The sequence below is a fragment of the Bradyrhizobium sp. genome (assembly GCF_049512235.1).
Taxonomy (GTDB): domain Bacteria; phylum Pseudomonadota; class Alphaproteobacteria; order Rhizobiales; family Xanthobacteraceae; genus Bradyrhizobium.
Genome location: NZ_JBEKXH010000202.1, coordinates 1 through 11414, shown reverse-complemented (window position 1 = coordinate 11414; position 11414 = coordinate 1). Strand labels below are relative to the sequence as shown.

9 protein-coding genes are annotated in these 11414 nt (G+C 64.5%); 4 read left to right on the top strand and 5 right to left on the bottom strand.

Annotated elements, in window-relative coordinates; genetic code table 11:
* From ABSG20_RS19095 to ABSG20_RS19085, 3 genes are all read left to right on the top strand, one after another.
* A partial coding sequence (locus ABSG20_RS19095) for a hypothetical protein (RefSeq protein WP_423866071.1) occupies positions 1-707 on the top strand: 707 nt, incomplete at its 5' end.
* A 99-nt stretch (positions 708-806) separates the two neighbouring features.
* Positions 807-1358 carry a cytochrome b gene (locus ABSG20_RS19090; protein ID WP_423866070.1) on the top strand — a complete coding sequence of 184 codons (552 nt, stop codon included), beginning with the start codon at positions 807-809 and terminating at the stop codon, positions 1356-1358.
* 69 nt (positions 1359-1427) lie between these two features.
* Positions 1428-2900, top strand: coding sequence for an amidase (locus ABSG20_RS19085; RefSeq protein WP_423866069.1), 1473 nt, complete (start codon positions 1428-1430; stop codon positions 2898-2900).
* 17 nt (positions 2901-2917) lie between these two features.
* Here the strand turns inward: ABSG20_RS19085 and ABSG20_RS19080 are convergent, their stop codons facing one another.
* Both ABSG20_RS19080 and ABSG20_RS19075 read right to left on the bottom strand, forming a co-directional pair.
* Positions 2918-4006 (bottom strand): Zn-dependent alcohol dehydrogenase, encoded by a 1089-nt coding sequence (locus ABSG20_RS19080; protein ID WP_423866068.1) that lies wholly within the window; start codon positions 4004-4006, stop codon positions 2918-2920.
* Positions 4007-4061: 55 nt separating this feature from the next.
* Positions 4062-5846, bottom strand: a complete 1785-nt coding sequence (locus ABSG20_RS19075; RefSeq protein ID WP_423866067.1) for an acyl-CoA dehydrogenase family protein — start codon at positions 5844-5846, stop codon at positions 4062-4064.
* A 113-nt stretch (positions 5847-5959) separates the two neighbouring features.
* Here ABSG20_RS19075 and ABSG20_RS19070 point away from each other — a divergent pair, with 113 nt between their 5' ends.
* The gene (locus ABSG20_RS19070) at positions 5960-6661 is read left to right on the top strand and encodes an SDR family NAD(P)-dependent oxidoreductase (RefSeq protein ID WP_423866066.1); all 702 of its coding nucleotides are present in this window, start codon (positions 5960-5962) and stop codon (positions 6659-6661) included.
* A gap of 2 nt (positions 6662-6663) precedes the next feature.
* On the opposite strand, the gene ABSG20_RS19065 is transcribed toward ABSG20_RS19070, so the two are convergent.
* From ABSG20_RS19065 to ABSG20_RS19055, 3 genes are all read right to left on the bottom strand, one after another.
* Positions 6664-8631: an acetyl/propionyl/methylcrotonyl-CoA carboxylase subunit alpha gene (locus tag ABSG20_RS19065; protein ID WP_423866072.1), complete on the bottom strand. Its 1968-nt coding sequence runs from the start codon at positions 8629-8631 to the stop codon at positions 6664-6666.
* Positions 8632-8642: 11 nt separating this feature from the next.
* Positions 8643-10259 (bottom strand): acyl-CoA carboxylase subunit beta, encoded by a 1617-nt coding sequence (locus ABSG20_RS19060; protein WP_423866065.1) that lies wholly within the window; start codon positions 10257-10259, stop codon positions 8643-8645.
* Between the two features lie 12 nt (positions 10260-10271).
* Positions 10272-11414 (bottom strand): class I adenylate-forming enzyme family protein (locus ABSG20_RS19055; protein ID WP_423866064.1); only part of this gene is annotated, 1143 nt, incomplete at its 5' end.

Below are 11414 nucleotides of genomic sequence, written 5' to 3'. Positions count from 1 at the left end.
TCCCCCTCGGGATCAAGGGGCCGCCGTTTCCCGGCGGCCTGATTTCCAATGGCAGCATCAACGGCACACCGGAATTTGCTTATGGGGTGACCGACTGGTGGGAACTCGGGCTCTATTTGCCCTTCGCGATTCAGGACCAGCAGTTCCTGTCGGACTCCTTCAAGCTTCGGACCCTGTTTGTCTCGCCCCACGCCGATCAGCGCGACTTTTTTTATGGGATCAATTTCGAGTTCAGCAACACCACACCGAAATTCTCGCAGTCGCGATTTGGACTGGAGATACGGCCCATCATCGGCGTCCGCAACGCGGACTACGAATTCATCGTCAACCCGATCGTGGATATCGCCTTCGGAAAATATGGCGAGGCCGATTTCGCTCCGGCGGCTCGCCTGGCGCGGAATCTCGGCCATGACCTGTTCGTGGGGCTTGAGTATTATGCCGACTTTGGCAGGATCGGAGACTTCGCCAGGTTTGCCGATCAGCAGCACACGCTGTTCGCCGTTACGGATTTCAAGCTTGGCGTCTTCGACGTGGATTTCGGTGCTGGCTACGGACTGACCCCCGGGTCCGATCGCTGGGTCCTCAAGACCATTTGGGGATACGCCTTTCCGGTCCCCGGAGGCAATCCCTCGGCCAGCGAAGGTGCCGCCGCCGCCGGACCTATCAATCCGATGTCACACTCCTCGCTGCGACCAGTTCAGCCCTAAAGGAAACGACACAAGGCTTCGCGCGTTGGGCCTTGTCCGGCGCGCCGCTGGGTGATGCCACCCCGTCGAATGCACCCCGCTAAGCTCGGAAAGCCCCTGATGACCGCTCGCTTGCACTACGGTACCACCGCAAAAGCCTTTCACTGGCTGGTGGTAGCGCTTTTACTGGTGCAATACCCGATCGGCTGGCTGATGCCCGACATCCACAAGGCCATGAAGCCTGGCGCGCCGATGACCTTTCATGTCTCGTTCGGCCTGGTAATTCTCCTGCTCATCGTTGTCAGAATGGCCTGGCGGCTGACCCACCCGGTCGCACCGGAGAGTTCGCTTCCCGGATGGCAGCGGCTGAGCTCGGAAGCCGTGCATTGGGCGCTTTATCTGGTTGTATTGGCGACCACTCTGACCGGCTGGCTGTTCGCGTCCTATCGCGGCTGGTCGTTATCGTTCTTCTATCTGGCACCGCTGCCAATGCTGGCATCCGAAAACGCCGCGGCCCTAAAGGCGATCGACGGCTGGCATCAGGCGATGGAATGGACCTTGCTGGCGCTGGTCGCCATCCACGTCGCGTCGGCTTTGGCCCACGTCTTCGTCTATCGCGACCGCATCATGCAACGCATGCTGCCGGGACAGGCGGCACCGCGACAGCAATAACGGTCTGGCGGCCGTCGCCGGAATTGAGCATTATCCGGCAAGATCGAAAAATCGAACCGGGAGCCCCCCTTGGCCAATTCGCAATGGAGCTTCAAGACTGCCGTCGAGTTGTCAGCGGCCCTTGCAGCGAAGCACGTCTCCGCCGTGGAGCTGGCGCAGGACGCCGTAGCGCGCATCGAGCGTCACGACAGCAAGATCAACGCGATCTGCGTGCGCGATTTCGAACGCGGCCTGGAAGCCGCCCGTGCCGCCGACGCCGCGCGCGCGCGCGGCGAGACCGGGCTGCTGCTCGGCCTTCCCCTCACGGTGAAGGAATCCTACAACGTCGCCGGGCTGCCGACGACCTGGGGCTTTCCCGCGCAAAAGGATTTTGTCCCGTCCGAAGATGCGCTGTCGATTTCCCGCGTCAAGAACGCCGGTGGCGTCATCCTCGGCAAGACCAATGTGCCGCTCGGGCTCGGCGACTGGCAGAGCTACAACGATATCTACGGCACCACCAACAATCCCTACGATCTCGGCCGCACGCCCGGCGGCTCCTCCGGCGGATCGGCCGCGGCGCTGGCGGCCGGTTACGGGCCGCTGTCGCTCGGCTCCGATATCGGCGGCTCGCTGCGGGTGCCCGCCTTTCATTGCGGCGTCTACGCCCACAAACCGACCTTTGCGCTGGTGCCGCCGCGCGGCCACACGCCGCCGCCGCTGCCGCCGCTGCCGCTCGATCGCGATTTGGCCGTGATCGGGCCGATGGCGCGCTGTGCCGCCGACCTTGCACTGCTGCTCGACGTGATCGCAGGGCCGGACCCGCTCGAGGCCGGCACGGCCTACAAGCTTGCGCTGCCGCCGCCGCGCCATGGCGAACTGCACGGTTTCCGCGTGCTGCTGATCGACAGCGATCCGCTGCTGCCAACGGCAAAGAGCGTCCGCGCCGCGATCGAGAAACTGGCCGTCGATCTCGGCAAGACCGGTGTGAAGATCGAGCGCCACAGTCCCTTGCTGCCCGACTTCGCGGCCTCGACGCGGCTTTATATGCGCATGCTGCTGTCGTTCCTCGGCGCGACGTTCGCGCCGGAGAGCTACGCGGGCGCCAAGGCCGCCGCGGCAGCGCTCGCCGACGACGACCTCAGTCTGGCGGCCGAGCGTCTGCGCGGCATTGCGCTCAGCCACCGCGACTGGGTGACGGCCGATGGCGGGCGGGCGCGCCTGCGGGCGCAATGGCGCGAGCTGTTCAAGAGCTTCGACGCAGTGATCTGCCCTGTGATGCCGACGCCGGCCTATCCGCACGATCATTCGGCGGACCAGGAAAAGCGCCGGATCAACATCGATGGCCAGGACCATGTCTATCCCGATCAGCTGGCGTGGCCCGGCATTGCGACGCTGCCCGGTCTGCCTGCCACCGCGATCCCGATCGGCCTGTCGCCGGAAGGCCTGCCAATCGGCGTGCAGATCGTCGGCCCCTGGCTGGAAGACCGCACGCCATTGAAACTGGCCGAATTGATCGAGCGCGAATTCGGCGGTTTTGTCCCGCCGCCAGATTTCGATGACTAGCTGGCAAGGTCATAACGTCATGCATCAAACATGATGACGCTGCGCACGGTCTTGCCGGCCTTCATCGCGGCAAAGCCTTCGTTGATTTCCGACAGCTTCAGCTTGGCCGAAATCCAGTCCTCCAGATGCAGTCTGCCGCGCATGTAGAATTCGACCAGCCGCGGCATGTCGACGCGGAAATGGTTCGAGCCCATCGACGAGCCCTGGATCTTGCGCTCGCGCAAGAAGTCAAAACCGTGCAGCTCGATCTTCTGGCCGAACGGAATCATGCCGACGATGGTCGCGGTGCCGCCGGGCGCCAGCATCGCGAAGGCCTGCTCGGCGGTCTCCTTGCGGCCCAGCACCTCGAAGGAATGATGCACCCCGCCATTGGTGAGATCGCGCACCTGCTTCACCACATCGCCGTTGGCCGGATCGACGATGTCGGTGGCGCCCAGTTTGGTCGCCAATTGAAGTTTGGCGGGATTGGTATCGACCGCGATGATGCGGCCGGCGCCGGCGATCTCTGCACCGTTGATCGCCGCCATGCCGACGCCGCCGCAGCCGATCACCACCACGCTCTCGCCGGGCGCGACCTTGGCGGTGTTGACCACGGCGCCGTAGCCGGTGACGACGCCGCAGCCGATCAGCGCGGCGAGCTCCATCGGCATGTCCTTGCGGATTTTGACGATGGCATTTTCGTGCACCAGCATCTGCTCGGCAAAGGACGAGAGGTTAAGAAATTGATGGATCTTCTCCGAACGCGCCCATGACAGGCGGCTGGAGACGCCGGGCAGCATCTTCACCGTGGTGTCGGTGCACAGCACCGGCCGCCCGGTGGTGCAGTTGTCGCAGGTGCCGCAGAAAACCGACAGGCAGGTCACGACATGATCGCCGGCTTTGACGTAAGTGACGTCGGAGCCGACCTGCTCGACGACACCAGCGGACTCGTGACCGAGCACCGCCGGCAGCGGATGCGGATAGAGCCCTTCCATGAAATGCAGATCGGAATGACAGAGCCCGGCGACCGAGGTTCGGATCAGAACCTCGCGCGGTCCGGGCTTTTGCAGGCTGACGTCCTCGATCACCAGCGGCTTGTTGACTTCATGCAGGACGGCGGCCTTCATCGAATGCTCCCTTTATTCCTGTTGTTCTTGAAACCGAGTTTTTGCGCGCACGAGCCTACGCCGCCGACAGCAATTCGCCAACCTCGGCCATGCCGACGGCGCGCTCGCCGAGCAGATGGTCCGTGATGACGCGCTGCGTTGCATTTTCCGCGAGCCGGAACGGATCGCTGGCCATGATTCGGTGATCGATCACCAGGCGCGACAGCAACAGCCGGCGCGCATCGCCGCGCATCTGGTGGATGCGCCCGCCTTCCCATGCCAGCACCACGGCGCTCGCGACGTGATAGAGCAGGCTGGTGGCGCGGCGCGCATCGGCTTCGTTGTCGGTGCGGGCGGCGACCTCGCGGGCGAAACCGATGGCGCGGTCGGTGAGATCGCGCAGATGGCCGCGCCAGGCTTGCGGCACGCCGGGGCTGTCATCGAGCCGGGCATGCAGATCGGCCGCCAGTGCCGCCTCGGCGCCATGACGGCCGACCGCCCGGCGCAGCGCATCTAGGGCTACGATATTGCCGGTGCCCTCCCAGATCGAACCGAGATGGGCATCGCGCAACAGCCTGCTGGTTGCAAATTCCTCGATGTAACCGATGCCGCCACGCATTTCCAAAGCGTCGCCGCAGACCTTGCGGGCGTCGCGGGTGGCGCGGAATTTCAAGGTCGGCGTCAGAATGCGCAACAGCGCCGCCGCATCCTGGCTGCCGGCCTCGGCGCGGTCGAGCGCATCGGCGGTGACAAAACTCATCGACAGCGCCTGCTCGGTGGCAAGTCCGATCTTCATCAATTGCCGCCGCGCCAGCGGCAGATCGATGATGCGGCTTCCAAAGACCACGCGGTTTTGCGCCACCGTCATCGCGTCGTGATACGCACGGCGCATCAGCGCGGTGGATTTGACGCCATTGGAGAGCCGCGAGGAATTGACCATCTCGGCCATCTGCACGAAGCCGCGATCGAGCTTTCCAACCGCATAGGCAATCGCGCCTTCCAGCTTGATTTCGCCCGAGGCCATCGAGCGGGTGCCGAGCTTGTCCTTCAGCCGAACGATCCTGTAGTGATTAAGCGAGCCGTCGTCGAGCCATCTCGGCATCAGGAACAGACCGACCCCCCGTGTGCCGCCTGGCGCACCCTGCGGCCGCGCCAGCAGCATCACGACTTGCGCGTCCGCATTGGAGCAGAACCACTTCTCGCCCGAAAGACGCCAGTGATCGCCTTCCTGCACCGCTGACGTGGTGAGTTTGCCGACGTCCGAGCCGCCCTCCTTCTCGGTCATGAACTGGCCGCCCTGGGTCAGCCTGTCCATGTCGGTCTGGGTCAGCCCATCCAGATATCTGGTCTTCAGCGCCTCGCTGCCGAAATTCGCCAAGAGCTTGGCGCAACCATCGGTGACGTTGATCGGGCAGCCCAACCCGAACTCCGCCTGGTTGAACAGGAAGGTGAAGGCATGTTTTGCGACCACAGGATATTTATCGGGCCAGCCCAGAATGCCCTTGCGCACCGACATCGCGTGAATGCCGAATTCCCCGAAGGCTGCGCGCTCCAGCTCGCGATAGGCCGGATGATATTCGATCCACTGCACGTCGCGCCCGAAACGGTCGCGCTGGTGCAGCACCGGCACATGGCGGTCGGCAAGCCTGGCGCATTCGTCGAGATGACCACCGGCGAGCGCGCCCAGCCGGTCGAGATGCGGCTCGATATGGCGGAACAGCCGATCGGGCAGGTGAATGCGCAACAGATCCGTCAGCGCCGGATCGGCGCGGTAGAAATTCATCCCGGTCGTATCCGGCGCCAGCAATCCCGGCGGAGCGCCCGCAATGGTCACATCGTCGTGCTTGTTCAGTCGGTGCATTTTGCAACCCTTGTTCGTTCCGTCCCGTGCTTTAGATGATATAGAACATTCTACAGCCAAGCCGTCAAAAACCATCAGGGGAATGTCCTCCCGGAAGATTAAGGATTACATCCATGGAACCTGCAAAATACAAGATCGCCCTGATCGTCGGCGCCGGCGAGGGTCTCAGCGCCTCGCTGGCGCGCCTGTTCGCCAGGCAAGGTATCCGCGTCGCGCTGGCGGCACGCGCGATCGAAAAACTGGGCGCGCTCTGCAGCGAGTCCGGCGCCCGCGCCTTTGCCTGCAATGCCACCGAGCCCGATGACGTCGAGCGCCTGTTCGGCGTGGTCGAGCGCGAGATCGGCGCGCCCGATGTCGTGGTCTACAACGCCAGCGCGCGGGCGCGCGGCGCCTTCCTCGACCTGGTGCCCGCCGAGGTCGCGCAGGCCATTGCGGTCAGCGCCTTTGGCGGCTTTCTGGTGGCGCAGCAGGCGGTGAAGCGGATGCTGCCCAACCGGCATGGCGCGATCCTGTTCACCGGGGCGTCGGCGAGCGTCAAGGGCTATGCGCAGTCGGCGCCGTTCGCGATGGGCAAGTTCGCGCTGCGCGGTCTGGCCCAGAGCATGGCACGCGAATTGTCGCCGCAGGGCATTCACGTCGCGCATTTTGTCATTGACGGCGGCATCCGCAGCGCCGCGCGCGTTGAGCCGGCCGACCGGCCGGATTCGATGCTCGATCCCGACGCCATCGCCTTCAGTTACTGGAACGTACTGCAGCAGCCGCGCAGCGCCTGGAGCTGGGAACTGGAAGTGCGGCCCTGGGTCGAGAAGTTCTAGCATCAGAGCGCCTCGAGTTCGATCTCGACGACGATTTTTCCGGTCGTCACCTGCTCGCCTTCGGCGACGTCGATCAAGGAAATCGTGCCCGCGACCGGCGCGATGTGCACATGTTCCATCTTCATGGCTTCGAGCGTCATCACCGGCTGGCCGGCCGCGACGCGTTCGCCTGGTTTGACCAGAACAGCCACCACCCGGCCGTTCATCGCCGCGCGAACCCTGCCGTCGCTGCCGGAGGCCGACGCCGTTGCCGGGGCGGCGCGGCTGAGGTCGCGGACCGCAAGTGCGATGCCCCGGTGCAGCAGATAAAGCAGCTCGCCGTCGCGGAAAAATCTTGCCGAATGGATCAGACCGTTGCTGCGGAATCGGATGCTATCGCCGCCGAGCTCTTCGATCTCGAACCGGTGCGCGCTGCCGTCGCGATTGACGAGATAGCGGCCATCGCGCTCGCGCGCGATATCGAGATCGTGGATGCCTTGAGCAATTTCGATGCGAGCTGGAAGCGGGAAGGTGGCGGCCAGCGACCGCCCGCCTCGCCACCGCGGCGCATGGGGGTCGGTGACGAACAGCACTAACGCCGCAAGCGCCGCATCCGAAGCCAGTTCCCCGCGCGGCGCCAGCAGATCGTCGCGATAGAGGCCGATGAACGAAGTCGTTGCGTGGCCGGACGTGAAGGCAGGATGGCGCAGGCAGGCGGCGAGAAAGGCCTGATTGGTGGTGACGCCGAACGCCAGGGTATGTTCGAGCCCAAGAATGAGCTTGCGCCGCGCTTCCTCGCGGGTCACGCCAAAGCTGATCAGCTTGGCGATCATCGAATCATAGAACGGCGGGATCTCGCAGCCGGATTGCAGCGCGTGCTCGACACGGATTTCGCCGGGCATTTGCCACAGCGCCATCCGGCCGGATTGCGGCATGAAATCGTGGCCGGCATCTTCCGAGCACAGCCGCACCTCGATCGCGTGCCCGGAGAATTTGATGTCGTCCTGTTCAAGGCCGAGCGGCTCCCCGCCGGCGACACGCAATTGCAGCTCGACGAGATCGAGCCCGGTGATCGCCTCGGTGACGGGATGTTCGACCTGCAGCCGCGTATTCATTTCCATGAAATAGAATTCGCCGGCGGCGTCGAGCAAAAATTCCAGCGTGCCGGCGCCCTCATAGCGCAAGGCTTTGATCGCGGTGACCGCGATGGCGCCCATCCGCGCCCGCAATTCCCCCGACACCGCCGGCGATGGTGCTTCCTCGATCAGCTTCTGGTGCCGCCGCTGCACCGAACAATCGCGCTCGCCGAGATGAATGGCATGGCCGAAAGCGTCGCCGAACACTTGAATCTCGATATGGCGGGGATCGGAAATCGCGCGTTCCAGGATCACGGTGCCGTCGCCGAATGCGCCCTCCGCCTCGGAGCGCGCGCCGCGCAGCGCATCGGGAAATGCCGCCGCGTCCGTGACCAGCCGCATGCCGCGGCCGCCGCCGCCGGCGACGGCTTTTATCATCACGGGAAAGCCGATGCCGATCGCTTCCGCAAGCAACACGGTGTCAGCCTGGTCCGCGCCCTGATAGCCGGGCACACAGGGCACGCCGGCGGCCTGCATGATCCGTTTGGCGCCGGCCTTGTTGCCCATGGCCTTGATGGCCTCAGGCGACGGCCCGATGAACACCAGACCGGCATCGCCGCAGCTTCTCGCAAAATCCTCGTTCTCGGCAAGAAAGCCATAGCCGGGATGAACCGCGTCGGCGCCACTGGCTTTGGCCGCCGCAATGATCGCCTCGATCCGCAGATAGGACTGCACCGGCAGCGCCTCGCCGATGCGCACGGCTTCGCCGGCTTCACGCACGTGCAGCGCGGCAGCGTCGGCGTCGGAATAGACCGCGACCACGCCGTAGCCGAGCCGGCGCGCGGTGCGCATGATGCGCAGCGCGATCTCGCCGCGATTGGCGATCAGGATTTTGTGGAATGGCCTGCGCGTCATCGATTGAACGCTCATGGCCGCGCCACCGAAAACTGCATACGCTCTGGGTTGCGCGCCTCGGCCTCACGGCAGATCGCCAATACCTCCGCCACAATGCCGCGGGTATCGCGCGGGTCGATCACACCGTCGTCGAGCAGGCGCGCGCTGGTCGAGAACACATCCATCTGGCCGTCGAACACGCCGATGATCTCCGCCTTCATGGCATCGAGTTTGGCCTGCTCGACCGGCCTGCCGCGCCGGATCGCGGCGGCTTCGGTCACGATCGCCATGGTTTCGGCAGCCTGCTCGCCGCCCATGACCGCAGTCTTGGCATTGGGCCACGAGAAACAAAAGCGCGGGTGAAAGCCGCGCCCGCACATGCCGTAATTGCCGGCGCCGAACGAAGCGCCGCAATAGATCGTGATCTGCGGCACGCTGGCCGAGGTCACGGCCTGGATCATCTTGGAGCCGTGCTTGATCATGCCGGCCTCTTCGTAGGCCTTGCCTACCATGTAGCCGGTGGTGTTGTTGAGATAGAGCAGCGGCGTGCGCGACTGGCAGCAGGCCTGGATGAAATGCGTCGCCTTGTTGGCGCCGGCGGGATCGAGCGGGCCGTTGTTGGTGATGATGCCGATCGCCTCGCCCGCGATGCGGGCGTGGCCGCAGACGGTGGCCGGACCGTAATTGCCGCCGAATTCGGTGAAGTCGGAATCATCTGTGATGCGCGCGATCAGCTGCCGCATGTCGACGGGGCGCTTGTGGTCCATCGGCACGATGCCCAGCAGTTCGTCGGCATCATAGCGCGGCGGATGGTGAGATATCTCGGCTGGCTTCGGCCGGTCCCAGCTGAGATTGGCCATGATGTCGCGGGCGATGCGCAAGCCGTCGCGGTCGTCCTCGGCGAGGTAGTCGCCGAGACCGGAAATCGAGGTGTGCATCTCGGCGCCGCCGAGTTCCTCTTCGGTGGCGATTTCGCCCGTCGCTGCCTTGAGCAGTGGCGGCCCGGCAAGAAACGCGCGGGTACGGCCGCGCACCATGACGATATAGTCCGACAGCCCGGTCTGGTAGGCGCCACCGGCGGTCGACGAGCCATGCGTCACCGTGATCACCGGCAGGCCGGCCGCCGACATCAGCGCCAGGTTGCGAAAGATATTGCCGCCGCGCACAAAATCCTCGACGCGGTAGCGCAGCAGATTGGCGCCGGCGCTTTCGACCAGTTGCACATAAGGCAGCTTGTTTTCGAGCGCCAGTTCCTGCACCCGCAGCGTCTTGTCCAGGCCGTAAGGCTGCAGCGCGCCGGCATCGATGGCGGCGTCATTGGCGCTGACCATGCAGCGGATGCCGGCGACGAATCCGATTCCGGCGATCACCCCGCCGCCGGGAACGCTCTTGTCAGCGTCCGGCACGTCGAACAGGTAGCCCGCGAGTGTCGACAGCTCGATGAAGGGCGCCCCGGGATCGAGCACCAGCGCCACGCGCTCGCGCGGCAGCAACTGCCCGCGCTTGTGAAAGCGCTCCTTGGCGGCGGCCGAAGCCGCGCGGGTGCGCTCCTCGAGCTTGCGCATGCGCGATATCAGCGCCAGCATGCCCTCGCGGTTGGCCTTGAAAGCGGCGCTGGAGGGCGCGACGGTGTTTTCAATGATCGCCATGGACACCAGCCACTACGCGCTCTTTACAAAATGTTCGGCGAAGGTCTGCCGCAATTCGACCTTGCGCAGTTTGCCGGTCGCGGTCATCGGCATTTCATCGAGGATCCGGATGAATTTCGGCACCTGGAAGCCGCCGAGATGTTGGCGGCAATGCTCGATGATGCCGGCTTCATCGGCTTGGGTGCCCGGTTTCAACTTGACGAAGGCCGACACCGCCTCCCCCCATTGCGGATGCGGCAGGCCGACCACGGCCGCATTCTGGACGGCGGGATGGGCGAGCAGCGCTTCCTCGATCTTGACGGAGGCGACGTTCTCGCCCCCGGACTTGATCATGTCCTTCTTGCGGTCGAGGAACAGCACTTCGCCATGTTCGTCGATCAGCGCCAGATCGCCGGTATGATGCCAGCCGAATTTCCGCGCCTCTTCGGTCGCCTTCGGATCCTTGTAATAACCCATCATGACATTGGGCCCGCGATGCACCAGTTCGCCGGCCTGGCCGCGCGGCAACAGATGGCCGTCGTCGTCCATGATCGCGGTCTCGTTCACGATCAGCGACTCGCCCCAGTAATTGCCGAAGCGCAGGAGCTGGCGGTCGGGCTGCGCCATCGTGGTGGCCGGATACATCTCGGTCTGGCCGCTGGTCAGCACGAAGTTCGGGCACAGGTCCGATATCGCGCGCTCCAGCAGCGGACGGCCCATCGGCGCCATGGTGTAGATGCAGGTCTTCAGGCCTGACAGGTCATATTCCCGGCGGCGCGGGTGATCGAGGATGGCCTGATACATCAGCGATAACCCGACGAAGACCGTGAGCTTGTCGCGCACGATGGCCTCCATGCAGATCACGGGATCGAAGCCGCGCATCAGCGCCATTTTTCCGCCGACCGCGAGGTAGCTCAACAGCAGCACGTGGCCGGCGCAGTGGAACAGCGGGAACTGTCCGGTCACGCCGTCATGGCGGTCGAGGTGCATTTCGATGGCGTTGCTCATGACCGCCATCACCACCGCGAGGTGGCAATGCATCGCGCCTTTCGGGCGCGAGGTGGTGCCCGAGGTATAGATGATCATCGCCAGATCGCGATCGTCGATGTCGATGTCGGGCTCGATCTCGGATTGCCCCTGCAGGAGATCGTTGAACTGTTCGAGGCCGGCCGCTTT